The sequence below is a fragment of the Rhodococcus koreensis genome (assembly GCF_017068375.1).
Taxonomy (GTDB): Bacteria; Actinomycetota; Actinomycetes; order Mycobacteriales; family Mycobacteriaceae; genus Rhodococcus_F; species Rhodococcus_F koreensis.
Window position 1 is genome coordinate 7,559,765 of the sequence record NZ_CP070609.1, and the last position, 14,901, is coordinate 7,574,665.

Here is a 14,901-nt window from a genome sequence, read left to right on the forward strand (position 1 = left end):
CACCTCCGCTGGGCTAGCCTGCGCTGGTGGTGGAATCTTTCCGTAGCGACGCACCCCATACTCCTCTCGACGACATCGATCGGGTACTGATGCAGGAGCTGGTGGCCGACGGCCGGGCGACCCTGGCGACACTCGCCGAGAAGGCCGGGCTGTCGATCTCCGCGGTGCAGTCGAGGGTACGCAGGCTCGAGGCCCGCAAAGTGATCCGCGGGTACACCGCGAAGATCGATCCGGATGCGCTCGGGCACGGTCTGTCCGCATTCGTCGCGATCACCCCTCTCGATCCGTCGCAGCCCGACGACGCGCCCGCCCGATTGCGGAACCTCCCCGCGATCGAGGCGTGCCACTCGGTCGCGGGGGAGGAGAGCTACGTGCTGCTGGTGCGCGTCGCCTCGCCGCGGGAGCTGGAACACCTGCTGCAGGAGATCCGCGCCACCGCCAACGTGCATACGCGCAGCACCATCATCTTGCAAACATTTTACGACAAGTGAGCCCCGTACCGGATATGTTGCCGAATCGTCGCCGGCAGACAGGAATTTTGACGTAATCTCTCGGTATGAGCACAGCGATTCGTTTTACCGGAGATGGGGGCGAGCTGCCGGCGAGCCAGGTGCACGACGTGCTGCGCGAGCGCATTCTGGTCGACGGGTTCGACCTGGTGCTCGACCTGGACCGCTCACGCGGCACGCATCTCGTCGACCTGCGGGACGGCACCAGCTATCTGGACATGTTCGGATTCTTCGCGTCATCGGCCCTCGGGATGAACCACCCCGCACTGGCGGACGACGACGCGTTTCGCCGGGAACTGGCGGCGGCGGCGATCAACAAACCGAGCAACTCCGACATCTACACCGTCCCGATGGCACGGTTCGTCGAGACGTTCGCCCGGGTGCTGGGCGATCCCGCACTACCGCACCTCTTCTTCATCGACGGTGGCGCGCTCGCCGTCGAGAACGCGCTGAAGGCGGCGTTCGACTGGAAGAGCAGGCTCAACGAGAGCCGGGGCCTCGACCCGGCACTCGGCACGAAGGTGCTCCATCTGACCGAGGCCTTCCACGGGCGCAGCGGATACACCATGTCGCTCACCAACACCGAGCCCGGCAAGGTGGCGCGGTACCCGAAGTTCGACTGGCCGCGTATCGACTCCCCGTACCTCGCGGACGGGCGGGACGTCGAGGAAGCCGAACGGCACGCACTGGATCAGGCGCGTCGCGCGTTCGCCGAGAACCCCTCGGACGTGGCCTGTTTCATCGCCGAGCCGATCCAGGGTGAGGGTGGAGACCACCACTTCCGCCCGGAATTCTTCCAGGCGATGGAGGCACTCTGCCGCGAGAACGACGCCCTCTTCGTCTTCGACGAGGTGCAGACCGGCTGCGGTCTCACCGGAACCGCCTGGGCGTACCAGCAACTGGGGGTGCACCCCGACGTCGTCGCGTTCGGCAAGAAGACCCAGGTCTGCGGAATCATGGCCGGCGGCAGGGTGGACGAGATCCCCGACAACGTGTTCGCCGTCAGCTCGCGGATCAACTCGACCTGGGGCGGCAACCTTACCGACATGGTGCGGTCCCGCCGGATCCTCGAGATCGTCGAGGAGGACAGGCTCGTCGACCGGGCCCGGATGACGGGGGCGCACCTTCTCGGACGGCTCCGGGAACTCGCGCGGGCGAACGCCGACGTGACCGAGCCGCGGGGGCGGGGCCTGATGTGCGCGATCACGCTTCCCACCCCGCAGCGGCGGGACCGGGTCGTCGCGGACCTGAGGGACCGGGAGCGGGTGCTGATCCTGCCCACCGGCAAGTGCGGGATCAGGTTCCGTCCACCGCTGACGGTGACGACCGCGGAACTCGACGCCGCCGTGGATGCACTGGCACGGGTGCTGGGCGGTACCGTCGACGCATGACGCCGATTCCGCTCACGTCCGTGCCCAATCTGCGAGACGTCGGCGGATACCGAACCGGGGACGGCGCGAAGGTGCGCACCGGTGTGTTCTACCGTTCGACCGATCTCAGCCGGGTCGCGGACGCGGACATGCCGCTGCTCGACGGCCTCGGGATCCGGACGGTGTACGACCTGCGGACCGCCGACGAGCGTGACGCGGCCCCCGACATACTCCCGAACGGGGCCCGCGCAGTCGCGTTGGACGTGCTCGCCGACAAGGGGATCCGCTCGATCCCCGCGCAGATGCTGCAGGTGATCGCCGACCCGATGATCGCCGAACGCGAACTCGGCGGTGGACGCGCCATCGAGTATTTCGAGGGCAGCTACCGCGATTTCGTCGCGATGCCCAGTGCGGTGTCCTCGTACCGGGAACTGTTCGGCGGTCTGGCGTCGAACGGCAACACGCCGGCCCTCGTACACTGCACCACGGGGAAGGACCGGACGGGGTGGGCCACGGCGGCGCTGCTGCTGCTCCTCGGGGTCGCCGAGGACGACGTGTTCCACGACTACCTGCTGACCAACGAACTCCTGCTGCCGGCGTTCGCGGGCGTGTTCGAGAAATTCGTCGACGCGGGTGGAGATCCGGCGCTGCTCGAGCCCGTGCTCGGGGTCCGCGAGCAGTATCTGCAGGTGTCGCTGGCCGTCATGCGCGAGCGTTACGGGACGGTCGAGCGGTACTTCTCCGACGGACTCGGCCTCGACGCGGGAGTTCAGACTCTGCTGCGGGAGCGCATGATCGCGGACTGAGCGGACAACCCGATCGCCACACCCACCATGTCCGCGCAGAGATCCCAGACCGAACCGTGCCTGCCGATCGGCAGCACGCCCTGCAGTATCTCGGTGATCACCGCGAACGCCGCGAGCCAGAGCACCGTGATCCGTGGCGTCAGAAGGGCATACCGGGAGGCGGCCGCCAGCGCCGCGAACAGCAGCGTGTGCACCACCTTGTCGGCATGTTCGGGACCCGACGGTGTCGCGGACGCGGGAGACAACAACATCACCAGCGCCAGCACGGTGAGGGCCGCCACCGGAACGGAACGCATGATCACCGCTGGACCGTGAACCCCAGTGCGCCCTCCGCAAACCGTTGCACCGCATCCGATCCGCTCGCGAGCGCGTCCTCGTGACCGGCCCGCGCCCACCCGGTGAGGGTCGCGGATTCACCGGACGGAGTGAGCCCCACCTCGGCGAGCAGTTCGCCGGTGTTGGGCTGGCAGATCGCCCACGAATAGTGCTCGTCGCTCAGCCACTGCGCCGTGCGGCGGGCGATGTAGCCGGGTTCGGTAATTCCACCGTCCGCGAGCGCCGGACGGTCGTTGACGCGCTCGTCCTCGCGCAGTGCGCGCAGATACCAGCCGCCTGCATTGACCTCCACCGGTTCCATGTCAGCGGTCCCGGTCGCGGCGGCCGCGGCGACGATCTCGATCGTGCCGGTCGTCGCGGGTGCCGAACAGGATGGCGCCGGCGGCAGGGATCATCAGGAAGAACAGCCAGCTGTTGTCGACGGGGACGACGAAGAACAGCACGAGGGCGATGAGCGGGATCACCGACATCACGATGCGACGCCAGTTCTGGTCGTGGCCGGTGTCCGCTCCGTCGGCCTTGGCGGGCGCGGCGGCCGTGGTCGCGGGAAGGTCGGTGAACACTCGATCGAGTTCGCCGCGGGTGGTGGCATTCGTGACCGCGAGACTGCGCTCGTCGAACTCGGGGACCGTCAGACGGCCCGCGGCGAAGTGTTCGCTCAACGAGTTCAGGGCCTGCTCACGTTCGGCTGTGCCGATACGGATCTCGGGAACGTCAGACATGCGTACAGACTACTGTGAGTCCTTCTCGACCCCGGGGCCGAGAAGGACTCACGAGTGGTGCAGGCGCCTACTTGAGCTCGGCGAGGACGGTGCCCTGGGTGATGGCGGAGCCGGGTTCGACGGCGAGGCCGGTGACGGTGCCGGCCTTGTGGGCGTTGACGGGGTTTTCCATTTTCATGGCCTCGAGGACGGCGATGAGGTCGCCCTCTTCGACTTGCTGGCCTTCTTCGACGGCGACCTTGACGACGGTGCCCTGCATGGGGGCGGTGACGGCGTCACCGGAGGCGGCGCCGCCGTGGGCGCCGCCGCGGGTGCGGGCCTTGGGCTTCTTACGGACCGCACCGGCCGGGGCACCCGCGCCGCCGGTGCCGAGGGTGAACTGGCCGGGCAGCGACACCTCGACGCGGCGGCCGCCGACCTCGACGACGACGTTCTGCCGGGGCAGGGTGTCCTCGTCGTCGAGCGGGGCTGCGCCGGTGAAGGGTTCGATCTGGTTGTCCCATTCGGTTTCGATCCACTTGGTGTAGACGTCGAATGAGGTGCCGTCGCCGATGAAGGCGGGGTCGGAGACGATGGCCCGGTGGAACGGGATGACGGTGGCGAGGCCTTCGACCTGGAATTCGGCGAGGGCGCGGCGGGCCCGGGCGAGGGCTTCGTCGCGGGTGGCGCCGGTGACGATCAGTTTGGCGAGCATGGAGTCGAACTGGCCGCCGATCACGGATCCGGTTTCGACGCCGGAGTCCATCCGGACGCCGGGGCCGGTGGGGGGCACGAACTTGGTGACCGGTCCGGGGGCGGGCAGGAAGCCGCGGCCGGCGTCCTCACCGTTGATGCGGAATTCGAAGGCGTGGCCGCGGGGGGTGGGGTCCTCGAGGATGTCGAGGTGGTCGCCGTTGGCGATCTTGAACTGTTGCAGCACCAGGTCGATGCCGGCGGTTTCTTCGGTGACGGGGTGTTCGACCTGCAGGCGGGTGTTGACCTCGAGGAAGGAGACGGTGTCGCCCTGGACGAGGTATTCGACGGTGCCGGCGCCGTAGTAGCCGGCCTCTGTGCAGATGGCCTTGGCGGAGCTGTGGATGCGGTTGCGTTGGTCGTCGGTGAGGAACGGGGCGGGGGCCTCCTCGACGAGTTTCTGGAAGCGGCGCTGCAGGGAGCAGTCGCGGGTGCCGGCGACGATGACGTTGCCGTGCTGGTCGGCGATGACCTGCGCTTCGACGTGCCGGGCCTTGTCCAGATACTGTTCGACGAAGCATTCGCCGCGGCCGAACGCGGCGACGGCCTCGCGGGTGGCGGAGTCGAACAGTTCGGGGATTTCCTCGATGGTGTGCGCGACCTTCATGCCGCGGCCGCCGCCGCCGAAGGCGGCCTTGATGGCGACGGGGACGCCGTATTCCTTCGCGAAGGCGACGACCTCGTCGGCGTTGCGGACGGGGTCCTTGGTGCCGGCGGCCATCGGGGCCTTCGCCTTTTCGGCGATGTGGCGGGCGGTGACCTTGTCGCCGAGGTCGCGGATCGATTGCGGGGAGGGGCCGATCCAGATCAGGCCGGCGTCGAGGACGGCCTGGGCGAAGTCGGCGTTTTCGGAGAGGAAGCCGTAGCCGGGGTGGATGGCGTCGGCGCCGGACTTGTTGGCGGCGTCCAAAATTTTGTCGAACACCAGGTAGGACTCGGCGGAGGTCTGTCCGCCGAGGGCGAAGGCTTCGTCGGCCAGGTGCACGAACGGGGCGTCGGCGTCGGGTTCGGCGTAGACGGCGACGCTGCCGTACCCGGCGTCGGCGGCGGCCCGGATCACCCGCACTGCGATCTCACCGCGGTTCGCGACGAGCACCTTCGTGATGTGCGCGCTGGCATGACTGGGCACTGAGCCTCCTGTGGTTCGCATGGTCTGTCTCCGCGGTGGTCCCCGGGGGTGTTCACCGGCGGTGGGTTACGGCATCACTTCGGAGTCTAGGCACCGAACCGATCGGTGTTGCCACCGGACCGAATATTGCCGTCAGGCCTGTCCGACGCTCCGCAACCCTACCGAAGGGTAGCTGGTTGAAACCTGTTCCAGTTGCCGGCGGAGGCTCGCGACCCACGTGTGGACGCTCGCGGCGGCGATGTCGTTGCCCGGATATCGGACCGCCAGATTGACGCCGCGGGGGGTGCGATTGATCCAGGCGTACACGTCGTGGGTGTACTGCCGGCTCCGCAGCGCCCGGGCGTTGCGCTCGTGCCAGCGGCCCGCTTCGGGCACGAACCGGACGTCCATGTAGGAGACGACGAAGCGCGGCCGGATGGGGATGTCGAGTTCCTTCTCGATCTGGTCGAACGGGACCACCGAGATCGGTTTCGTCCGGGCCACGCTGTCGGCGGCCTCGCGGGCGACGGCGGCGAAGTCGTCCGAGGTCACCTCGAAGTCGATCGGGCTCAGACCCACGAACCAGCCCAGTGCGGACGCCCACTGCGGGGAGTGCCGGGTATGGACCGGGGTGACCGTCCGAAAGCGGTCATCGCCCGCCACTTCCGCGCCGGCCAGGCCGAGGCACGCGAGCAGGCCGGGGAAGAACCCCACATCCGCCTCGCGGCACGCCGAATTGAACGCCGCCGCCTGGTCGGCGTCGAGTATCCAGGCGGACAGGTTCTGCTGCGCATACGACGTGCGCGGGCCGACTTTCAGGGGGAACTCGGGGAGTCCCGGCCCCTCGAGTGCGGACCGCCACACGTCGAGCGCCTCACGCTTCACCTCGGCGTCGGTGGAGGTCTCACGCTCCTCGCGGCCGAAGTCGATGTAGCTGCCGACGGGGAACAGGTTGGCTGTGCGACCGGACAGCGCCTGCTCGTACAGGGCGGTCAACTCGTGGGCGACGAGCACGATGGAGAACCCGTCGATGATCGAGTGATCCGCCGCGAAGAACACCGTGAACCGGTCGCGTTGCACGGTTTCCAGCGTCGCGAAGACATAAGACGGCCAACTGTGCGGCGAGGCGTACTCGTCGAACAGTTGCTGCAGGTGCGCGAAGTTGTCGCCCCCGGCGGCGTCGTAACCGTGGCTGACGACCCCCACGTGCAGCCCGCCCTGCGGCACGGTCCGCCGGCACACCCGCTCGGTCTCCGTGTCGAACGTCGTGTGCGAGCGCAGCACCTCGTGACGATCGGTCCACTTCTCCAGCGCGGCCCGGAACGCGGTGACGTTCAGTGCGCCGTGGATCTCGAATGCGGTGCCCAGCCAGGATTCGCGACCCTCGGCATCGGCGCACCGGCGCAGATGCGCCTCGTGGATGTACGAAGCCGGACGGGGATCGTCCACCCACTCCGAGCGGGCGCACGGCAGCCATTCGGTGAGCGCACCCACCGGAACGGGGTAGTCGGCAAGTTCGGTGAATTCCATCGGTATGTGTTCAGACCCTGCCTAGCCGCGAAGATGCCGCTTGATTCGCGCGAGCATCGCCGACATGCCGCGCAGCCGCAGCGGACTGACGGCGTCGGCGAGCCCGAGCGCGGAGTAGAAATCGTCCGGAACGCCGAGGATGGTGACAGCACTGTGCCCATCCAGGCCCTGGTGGAGGATCGACGCGAAACCCCGCGTCGTCGGTGCCTCCGCGGGCGCGCTGAAGTGCAGTCGCACGTGCTCCGGATCGGAGTCGTCGACCGAAAGGAACAGCGGAGACTGGCACTCCGGCACCGGTTCCATCGCGTCCTGCTCGAGCTCGGCAGGCAGGGCCGCCAGTTCGCGGCTGAATTCCAGCAGCAACTGCAGCTTGTCCGAGCCGTCGACGGCGGCGAAGTCGTCGACGATCTCGGCAAGCGAATCGGGTAGTTCGGTCATGACGTTGCGCCGGGAACGTCTCCCGGCTCTTCACCCCTGACGATCGGAACGCGAACCATGTTGCCCCATTCCGTCCACGAACCGTCGTAGTTGCGGACATTGGGGTAACCGAGCAGGTGGGTGAGGACGAACCAGGTGTGACTGGAACGCTCACCGATCCGGCAGTACGCCACGATGTCGTCGTCGGCGGACACCCCGCCGTAGATCTCGTTCAGTTCACCGCGCGAACGGAAACGGCTGTCGGGTGCCGCGGCCTTGGCCCACGGAATGCTCTGCGCGCTCGGGATGTGGCCGCCGCGGAGGGCGCCCTCTTCCGGGTAGTCGGGCATGTGGGTGCGCTCGCCGGTGTACTCCTGCGGCGAACGGACGTCGATCAGCGGTCCCTTGCCGAGGTGATCGAGGACGTCGTCCTTGAACGCGCGGATCGGGGCGTCGTTGCGCTCGACCACCGGGTAGTCGGTGGGGGAGGTCTCGGGGACGTCGAACGCGGTGTCCCGGTTCTCGGCGATCCACGCGTCGCGGCCGCCGTCGAGGAGACGGACGTCCTCGTGTCCGAACAGCGTGAACACCCACAGGGCGTACGCCGCCCACCAGTTGCTCTTGTCGCCGTAGATCACGACGGTGTCGTCGCGGCTGATGCCCTTGCGGCTCATCAGCTCGGCGAACTGCTCCCCGTTGATGTAGTCACGCGTCACCGGATCGTTGAGATCGAGGTGCCAGTCGACCTTGACGGCGCCGGGGATGTGACCGACGTCGTAGAGGAGCACATCCTCGTCCGATTCCACGACCTTGAGGCCGGGTGTGCCCAGATTCGCGGACAGCCACTCCGTCGACACGAGCCGACCGGGATTGGCGTACTCGGCGAAGGACTGGGTGGGATCTGGCGCTACGGGCACGGGTGGGCTCCTGGGGCAGATGCGACGGGGACGGATCAATTCTAGGCGGACGCCGGAAGTTCTTCCGACCGGCGTTCACACTTACCTTCCGCACAGGGTGAGGACGTGAGGGCGGGCGCGTAGATTCGCACCCGAACGGAGGCCCCATGCCCGACATCGCGACGCGCGCCGACCTGGAACTGCTGCTCCGGCACTTCTACGGCCGGGCATTCGCCGACCCGGTCCTCGAACCGGTATTCGAGACGCTCATGGTGATCGGCCTGGACGACCACCTGCCCGTCATGTGCGACTTCTGGGAGACGATCCTGCTGCGCACCGGCATCTACCGCGGCAGCGTCGGTGCCGTGCACCGGGCGCTGCACGGCAGGCACGGATTCACCGACCGGCACTTCGACCGCTGGGTCGAGCTGTGGACGTCCAGCGTCGACGAGTTGTTCCTCGGCGACGTCGCGCAGCAGGCCAAAGTCGAGGCGGCCAGGATCGCAGTCGGGATGCGGCTACGGCTGTTCGAGCCCTCCGGTGGTCAGACGACCGGAGTGCCCTCCAGGCTCAGCTGACTGGTGAGCTCCGCGATGGGAGTGACACCGTTCTCGCAGACGTCGTGCATGATCTCCCGCAGCCGTACCAGGAACTCCGTGACCGCGCGCCGTGCCGTCGGCGTCTCGGGGAACCGCGACCGCAGCGCGAGACCCCGCTGGGTGCGTGAGATCCAGAACTGGGCATCGTCCGCGACCGTCACGTTGCTGATGTGATGGGCGTTCAGTTCGTCGTGGTCGTCGGTGCCCGGCAGCTTGCGGTAGTCGATGTAGGAGACCATGAACACATCGGTGCGGGTCCGGCGATATCCGTCACCGAGCGCCTCCCGCACCTGGGCCATCGTGACGCCCTTGAGCGTGAGCGCCGTGCGGAACGAGGCGTGGGTGTGCGCCAGCGAGGCTTGGAAGTCGCAGTCGGGCGTCAGTTCGACCGTCAGCGGCGCGCTCGTCGTGAGCCACCCGATCGCGTTGGCCCACTGCGGGTCCTGGCGGATGTGCAGCGGAAATTGCAACGGCATCCGGTCGGTGCCATCGATCGACTGCACGGCCAGGCCCATCGCGGTGAGCGTCCCCGTGAACAGGCTTCCCCCGGAGTCCAGGCAGATCTCCTCGAACCGGTCGGTGTCCGCGGCATCGAGGAGGGGACGCACGTCGGCGCCCTGCGGGGCGGGCCTACCGGCCTCGACACCCAGATCGAGCGGGAAACTGGGCGCGGTGCCGCCGCAGCGCTCGTAGAAGCGGGCCCATTCCCGCACCCGGGGGTCGCCGATCTCGGTGACCGGCGCCTCGGCCTCGAGTTCGCAGTACCGCAGGAAGCTCCCCGGATCACCGAGTTCCTCCGTCAGCTCCGCTTCGGTGAGTACACCCGAGCGGCCCAGCCCGATGATTCGCTGATAGATCTGCCGGAGTTCGCCCAGCGCGATGACGAGCGAATACCCGTCGACGAGCGTGTGATCGAACGCACTGACCACGGTGTAGTGCGAGTCGCGCTCGATGGTCGCGAACAAGTAGGCGGGGAACGTCAGCGGATCGCACGCCTCGGTGAACCGGTACCGCAGATGGTCGCGGAGCTCGTGCGGTGACGTCGTCACCGAGGACTCGGACGCGACGACGGTGATGTCGTCGGGGTCGAGATCCACCCGTGCCATCGCGTCCGGGCTCACGTCGAAGCCGGTCTGCAGCGTGTCGTGACGCCGGATGAAATGCACCAGCGCCTCCGCGAGCGCGTCCCGGTCGAGTCGGCCGGGGAGGTCGAAAGCCGCTGCCATCCAGACGCTTCGGCCGACACCGTGCGTGCGCGCGGTATCGAGATGGAACTGCTGGTTGTACGACGGCGGCACCGCCGAGGCCGACACTTCGCCCGGCGCGACGGACCATTCCGTCACCAGGCCGGGTTCGAGCATGTACCGGTCGATGGACGTGACGTGCACTACTCCGCCCCTGTGGCAGTCGCGGATTCCGCGGCCGCCGGCGCGAAGGGCGTCACCGTGTAATCGCCGTCGCGTGCCACGGTTTTCATGATGGTCGACAATCGTTCGGCATACGCCGTCACCGATCGGTGCGCCTCCTCGGTGTCCGGATGCGAGACGGCCATCCACGTGCCCTCGAAGACGCGATTGATCCAGATCGACGCGATCTGGGTGGCCTTGCCACCCACGATGCCGGTCGCGCGGGTCGACGTGAAATTCTCGGTCTGCGGCAACCGCCGGCCGTCGATGTACGACACGATCGGCGGCGGTGCGAGCGTGGTGTGCTGCGACGTCGCCTCGGGGCCGGCCTGAGCGAGCACGGTGTCGATCACCTGCTGCACGGACACCTCACCGAGAGCCTTGCCCGAACGGTAGGCGTCCTGCGCGCGCTGAGCGAGTCCCGTGAACGTGGTGGCGTCCTCCAGGGCGAACCCGACCGGAATGAGGTTGATGAACCACCCCTGGGACCAGTAGAACTGCGGATCGTTGCGGGTGGTGAGGGGGGACAGCGCCATGTAGCGGTCGCGCCCGACCAACTCGTGTTCGGTGATGGCAAGGGCCGCGAACACGCCGCCGATGAAGTTGGAACCGTGGGCCTTGCACACGGCACCGAACCGCTCGCACTCGTCGGCGTCGGCGAGGTCGAACCGGCTGCCGATGGCCGGTTTGGGTTCGTCGGAGGCGCCGAGGTCGAGGGGAAAGCTCGGGAAGGTTCCGCCGTTGCGGGTGAGGTGGCCGATCCAGCCGTGGACCTCGGGGGAGGCGAGGGTCAGCGTCGCCGCCTTCTCCCGTTCCCGCCGGCTGTACTCCACGTAGCTTCCCGGGTCCGGCAGTTCGGGCTCCGCGCCGTCGACTTCGGCCTGATAGAGGATCCGGGTCTCGGCAAACGTGAGGATCATCGACTGCATGTCGGTGTGCGCGTGATCGACGGCGTGGAACAGGGTGAAGCTGTCCTCGCTCCCGGGAGCCCCCGTGTCGTAGTGCTCCACCACCCCGAACACGAATGCGGGCCAGGCGAGCGCGCTCGTGTCGTTCGCGAAGCGCGCGGCGATGTGGTCGCGGACCTGTTCAGGGGTGGTGAGGGTCTCACCCTCGTGTGCCGTGAGCGCGATGGAGTCGGCAGGCACGACGTGCCGTCGGACGGCGTTGGTGGTGTCCGTGGGGTCGGCGTCCGCGTTCTCGAACGAGAACCAGCTGTGCAGCGTGTCGTGCCGCAGGACGTAACGCTCCAGGGTGCGGGTCATCGCGGCGGTGTCGAGGCGGCCCGGAAAGTCGAAGGCGATGCCGATCCACGGGGACTGGGTCTCGCCGTTGTTCGCCGCCAGACGGGCCCGCCGCAGATGCCGTTCCTGCATGGTGGTCGGCAGTGCCGGATCAACCGGCGCCCCGGCAGCCGCACGTGCACTCGCGTCCGTGACTTTCCACTCGACGACCCGCCCAGGCTCTGGCTTCCAGTGGGTGATCAAGTTCAAGTCCATCGAGCGGCTCCTGGTGTCGAATTCGAGTTGCGAGGTCGATCGGGTGTGGCACGGACTTCTCGCAACAGGATGCGGCACCGAGTGCCTTACCGCGAGAGGTAACGAAGTATGAGACTGATTACAGGTCGGTCCCGGTCCAGTCAAGTGTCGGGCAAAAGGGTTCCACGCTGCAAGTTCTTCGCGTAGCATCCAGCAATCTTTGAACAACCTCACAGCTTTCTGTGAGGTTCGAGCGGCTAACCTGTCCGGATGCCTGTGACTCAGCGTGACGCACTCTACCGAGGCGAACTCGGTCGGTGGGTCCCGTGGCTGGGTCTGGCCACCAGTCTCGCCGCCGTCTTCATGCAACTCCTGGACGCGACCATCGTCAACGTCGCGCTTCCGAGCATCGCAGTCGATCTGGGCGCCTCGGTGTCGGCGCAGCTGCTGATGGTGAGCGTCTACACGCTGTCTTTCGCATGTTCCCTGATCACGGCGGCGCGACTGGGGGATCTGCTCGGCAGGCGACGGGTCTTCCTCACCGCGCTGGCCGTCTTCATCGTGGCCTCACTGCTCTGTGGACTGGCCCAGTCGCCGACCGCTCTCGTCGTGTCGCGGGCGTTGCAGGGCCTCGCGGCGGGGTCGATGTCGGCTCAGACGTTCGCCATCATCTCGGGGCTCTTCCCGAAACGCGCCCATCCGCGGGTGTTCGGGATCTACGGCGCGACCATCGGGCTCGCCACGATCTGCGGCCCGCTCGTCGGCGGACTTCTCATCCAGTGGGACCTCTTCGGCTGGGGCTGGCGGCTCATCTTCTTCGTCAACCTCCCGCTCGGTCTCGCCGCCCTGGTCCTCGGCTACTTCTACCTCGTCGACGCGAAGCCGGACGGTGTTCGCCAACTCGACCTGGGCGGCGCCGTGCTGTCGGCAGTCGGGCTGTTCCTCCTGATCTTTCCGCTCGCGGAAGGACGTGAACGCGGCTGGCCGACGTCGATCGTGGTGATGCTGCTGTGCTCGGTGCCGGTGCTGATCGCCTTCGTCGTCTACGAGTGGCGGCTCGGGCGCCGCGGCGGCGACCCGGTCCTGCGCCTGGAGTTGTTCACCGACCGCGCGTTCTCGCTGGGCGCCGCCATCGCGTTCGTATTCTTCGGCACGCTCACGTCGCTGATCTTCACCATCTCTCTCACCCTGCAGTTCGGGTTCGGGTTCTCCCCGCTGCGGGCCGGGATGATGACGCTGCCGTGGGCGCTCGGCACCGGTCTCGCCGCGCTGGCCTCCGCCGCCGTCTACCGGCGCATCGGCAACCTCGTCCTGCCGTTGGGGATGGTGCTGTTCGCAGGCTCCCTCGTCGTGCTCGCAGCGCAACTGCAGCACGAGGGCACCGATCCGAGGTGGTCGGCGCTGGCCGGGCCCCTGTTCATCGGGGGAGCCGGGCTCGGATTGTTCGTAGCGCCGCTCCAGACGGCGATCCTCGCGACCGTGCGACCGCAGAACGCGGGCTCGGTGTCCGGGCTGCTGCCGACGGTCCAGCAGGTGGGCAGTTCGATCGGGCTCGCGGTGATCGGCGTGGTGTTCTTCAACCTCGTCGCGACGCAGTCGGCGGACGCGGTGCAGGCCGAGCGGCCGGCGCTGACCGCTCAGCTCGCCGAGGTCGGGGTGCCGCCGGGGCTGATCCCGCGCGCGGAGGAGACGTTCGTGCGGTGCGCGTCGGAACAGCTCGGGTCCACGTCCCCGATGAAGGTGCCCGACGAGTGCCGCTCACCGGTATCGGGAGGAACCCCGCGCGGTGCTGCCCAGCAGCAGATCGCCGACTCCGCGGTGGTCGCGGCGCGGGAATCGACCCGCAATGCGGCAGGCGAGGCGTTTCTGCAGGCGGAACGCCGCATCCTCTGGATCATCGCGGCGGTCGCCGCTGCCATCGGGGTGGCGTCGCTGACCCTGCCGCGCCGGAACCAGCCGGTCGACGACGGGTCAGTCGCCGCGGCCTGACGTCGCCCACAACTCGGCGACGCCGACCCCGACGTCCGCGAGCAACCTCCGGACGAGTGGCAGACCGATCCCGATCACGCTGGACGGGTCGCCCTCGATGCGGTCCACGAACCATCCGCCGAGGCTGTCGAGGGTGAACGCACCCGCGACCTGGAGTGGTTCCCCGGTCGCGAGGTAGGCCTCCAGATCGGCGTCCGGTGGGCTCGCGAAATGGACCACGGTGGCGCTGTGGTCGTGTGCGTCACCCACCACGGTGCCCTCGGTGATCCGCAGGACGCTGTGCCCGGTGAGCAGGGTCGCGCTACGGCCGGCCATCGACGACCAGCGCTCGCGCGCGACGTCGACGGTCCCGGGCTTGCCCTGCAGGGCGCCGTCGATCAGCAGCATGGAGTCGCATCCGACGATCACGGCATCCGAGATCCCGTCCCGTGCGAGAACGGGGAGGACGTCCTTTGCCTTGGCGCGGGCCAATTCGGTGACGACGTGCTCGGGGGCGGCGTCGGCACCGAGTGCCGCGATGAGGGCGTCCTCGTCGACCCCGGAGACTCGCACCACCGGTTCCACCCCGGCGCTGCGCAGCACGGCCAGCCGCGCCGGGGACGCCGAGGCGAGAACGAACGACGTCACGAGGCCCGGATCAACGCCGGTACGCCGACACGTTCGGGAACGCGTACGGCGAGAACGGGGCGACGCTCCGGTGCATCCGGGTGGGAGCACCCCAGGACTCGGGCGGGATACCCGAATCCGGATCACCGCTGCCTGCGGCGGCGGCCGCGGACAGCACCGCGACGAGCGCCGCGATCTCCTCGTCGGAGGGAGAACCCTTGACCACCTTCAGGAACGGCTCACGGGCCGCGTCGGCCGCTGCACTGTCGGCGGGGAGGTCGGTGACCGCGCCCTCCTCGAGCGTGGTGCCCGCTGCGGAACCGTTGACTGGCGACGTCGCGTCCGGGCTGGTCTCGGTGCGCACGTCGTCCTCGGTGATAGCAGTCACTCTGTCCAA

Annotated in this window: 16 protein-coding genes; 5 read left to right on the top strand and 11 right to left on the bottom strand. The window is 68.1% G+C overall.

The window, feature by feature from the left end; translation table 11 throughout:
- Positions 1–26: 26 nt before the first annotated feature.
- The 3 genes from JWS14_RS34155 (at position 27) to JWS14_RS34165 (ending at position 2,685) form a co-directional block, all read left to right on the top strand.
- Positions 27–491 carry an Lrp/AsnC family transcriptional regulator gene (locus tag JWS14_RS34155; RefSeq protein ID WP_072949047.1) on the top strand — a complete coding sequence of 155 codons (465 nt, stop codon included), beginning with the start codon at positions 27–29 and terminating at the stop codon, positions 489–491.
- Positions 492–556: 65 nt separating this feature from the next.
- Positions 557–1,900, top strand: coding sequence for an L-lysine 6-transaminase (lat, locus tag JWS14_RS34160; RefSeq protein WP_072949049.1), 1,344 nt, complete (start codon positions 557–559; stop codon positions 1,898–1,900).
- The gene (locus JWS14_RS34165; protein WP_072949051.1) at positions 1,897–2,685 is read left to right on the top strand and encodes a tyrosine-protein phosphatase; all 789 of its coding nucleotides are present in this window, start codon (positions 1,897–1,899) and stop codon (positions 2,683–2,685) included. Before lat ends, JWS14_RS34165 begins: the two co-directional genes overlap by 4 nt.
- Here the strand turns inward: JWS14_RS34165 and JWS14_RS34170 are convergent.
- The 7 genes from JWS14_RS34170 to JWS14_RS34200 all read right to left on the bottom strand — a co-directional run bounded on the left by JWS14_RS34170 (position 2,649) and on the right by JWS14_RS34200 (position 8,447).
- The gene (locus JWS14_RS34170) at positions 2,649–2,981 is read right to left on the bottom strand and encodes a VanZ family protein (protein ID WP_072949060.1); all 333 of its coding nucleotides are present in this window, start codon (positions 2,979–2,981) and stop codon (positions 2,649–2,651) included. The genes JWS14_RS34165 and JWS14_RS34170 overlap by 37 nt on opposite strands.
- A 2-nt stretch (positions 2,982–2,983) precedes the next feature.
- Positions 2,984–3,322 carry a hypothetical protein gene (locus tag JWS14_RS34175; RefSeq protein WP_072949053.1) on the bottom strand — a complete coding sequence of 113 codons (339 nt, stop codon included), beginning with the start codon at positions 3,320–3,322 and terminating at the stop codon, positions 2,984–2,986.
- Between the two features lies 1 nt (position 3,323).
- Positions 3,324–3,743, bottom strand: coding sequence for a DUF1707 SHOCT-like domain-containing protein (locus JWS14_RS34180; RefSeq protein WP_072949054.1), 420 nt, complete (start codon positions 3,741–3,743; stop codon positions 3,324–3,326).
- 67 nt (positions 3,744–3,810) lie between these two features.
- Positions 3,811–5,604, bottom strand: a complete 1,794-nt coding sequence (locus tag JWS14_RS34185; RefSeq protein ID WP_095860868.1) for an acetyl/propionyl/methylcrotonyl-CoA carboxylase subunit alpha — start codon at positions 5,602–5,604, stop codon at positions 3,811–3,813.
- Positions 5,605–5,736: 132 nt separating this feature from the next.
- The gene (locus tag JWS14_RS34190; RefSeq protein ID WP_206015217.1) at positions 5,737–7,113 is read right to left on the bottom strand and encodes a condensation domain-containing protein; all 1,377 of its coding nucleotides are present in this window, start codon (positions 7,111–7,113) and stop codon (positions 5,737–5,739) included.
- 21 nt (positions 7,114–7,134) lie between these two features.
- Positions 7,135–7,551, bottom strand: coding sequence for a SufE family protein (locus tag JWS14_RS34195; protein WP_095860866.1), 417 nt, complete (start codon positions 7,549–7,551; stop codon positions 7,135–7,137).
- Entirely contained in the window at positions 7,548–8,447 is a 900-nt protein-coding gene (locus JWS14_RS34200) for a sulfurtransferase (protein WP_072951493.1), read from the bottom strand. The genes JWS14_RS34195 and JWS14_RS34200 overlap by 4 nt, the downstream gene beginning before the upstream one ends.
- Positions 8,448–8,593: 146 nt before the next feature.
- Here JWS14_RS34200 and JWS14_RS34205 point away from each other — a divergent pair, with 146 nt between their 5' ends.
- Positions 8,594–9,004, top strand: coding sequence for a group III truncated hemoglobin (locus JWS14_RS34205; RefSeq protein WP_095860865.1), 411 nt, complete (start codon positions 8,594–8,596; stop codon positions 9,002–9,004).
- Here the strand turns inward: JWS14_RS34205 and JWS14_RS34210 are convergent.
- Both JWS14_RS34210 and JWS14_RS34215 read right to left on the bottom strand, forming a co-directional pair.
- Positions 8,971–10,413 carry a condensation domain-containing protein gene (locus JWS14_RS34210; RefSeq protein ID WP_095860864.1) on the bottom strand — a complete coding sequence of 481 codons (1,443 nt, stop codon included), beginning with the start codon at positions 10,411–10,413 and terminating at the stop codon, positions 8,971–8,973. The two genes, JWS14_RS34205 and JWS14_RS34210, sit on opposite strands and share 34 nt — an antisense overlap.
- Positions 10,413–11,930 (bottom strand): condensation domain-containing protein, encoded by a 1,518-nt coding sequence (locus JWS14_RS34215; protein WP_206015218.1) that lies wholly within the window; start codon positions 11,928–11,930, stop codon positions 10,413–10,415. The genes JWS14_RS34210 and JWS14_RS34215 overlap by 1 nt, the downstream gene beginning before the upstream one ends.
- Positions 11,931–12,179: 249 nt before the next feature.
- Here JWS14_RS34215 and JWS14_RS34220 point away from each other — a divergent pair, with 249 nt between their 5' ends.
- Positions 12,180–13,898, top strand: coding sequence for an MFS transporter (locus JWS14_RS34220; RefSeq protein WP_206015219.1), 1,719 nt, complete (start codon positions 12,180–12,182; stop codon positions 13,896–13,898).
- On the opposite strand, the gene JWS14_RS34225 is transcribed toward JWS14_RS34220, so the two are convergent.
- A complete protein-coding gene (locus tag JWS14_RS34225; RefSeq protein WP_072951507.1) occupies positions 13,881–14,525 on the bottom strand; it encodes a Maf family protein in 645 nt (214 codons plus the stop codon). The two genes, JWS14_RS34220 and JWS14_RS34225, sit on opposite strands and share 18 nt — an antisense overlap.
- Positions 14,526–14,535: 10 nt before the next feature.
- Complete coding sequence (locus JWS14_RS34230; RefSeq protein ID WP_206015220.1) at positions 14,536–14,892, bottom strand: acyl-CoA carboxylase subunit epsilon; 357 nt, start codon at positions 14,890–14,892, stop codon at positions 14,536–14,538.
- Between the last annotated feature and the right edge of the window lie 9 nt (positions 14,893–14,901).

Coding starts and splice junctions, on each gene's coding strand:
- lat (WP_072949049.1), top strand. CDS start 557: ATGAGCACAGCGATTCGTTTTACCGGAGATGGGGGCGAGCTGCCGGCG.
- JWS14_RS34165 (WP_072949051.1), top strand. CDS start 1,897: ATGACGCCGATTCCGCTCACGTCCGTGCCCAATCTGCGAGACGTCGGC.
- JWS14_RS34170 (WP_072949060.1), bottom strand. CDS start 2,981: ATGCGTTCCGTTCCGGTGGCGGCCCTCACCGTGCTGGCGCTGGTGATG.
- JWS14_RS34175 (WP_072949053.1), bottom strand. CDS start 3,322: ATGGAACCGGTGGAGGTCAATGCAGGCGGCTGGTATCTGCGCGCACTG.
- JWS14_RS34180 (WP_072949054.1), bottom strand. CDS start 3,743: ATGTCTGACGTTCCCGAGATCCGTATCGGCACAGCCGAACGTGAGCAG.
- JWS14_RS34190 (WP_206015217.1), bottom strand. CDS start 7,113: ATGGAATTCACCGAACTTGCCGACTACCCCGTTCCGGTGGGTGCGCTC.
- JWS14_RS34195 (WP_095860866.1), bottom strand. CDS start 7,551: ATGACCGAACTACCCGATTCGCTTGCCGAGATCGTCGACGACTTCGCC.
- JWS14_RS34205 (WP_095860865.1), top strand. CDS start 8,594: ATGCCCGACATCGCGACGCGCGCCGACCTGGAACTGCTGCTCCGGCAC.
- JWS14_RS34215 (WP_206015218.1), bottom strand. CDS start 11,930: ATGGACTTGAACTTGATCACCCACTGGAAGCCAGAGCCTGGGCGGGTC.
- JWS14_RS34220 (WP_206015219.1), top strand. CDS start 12,180: ATGCCTGTGACTCAGCGTGACGCACTCTACCGAGGCGAACTCGGTCGG.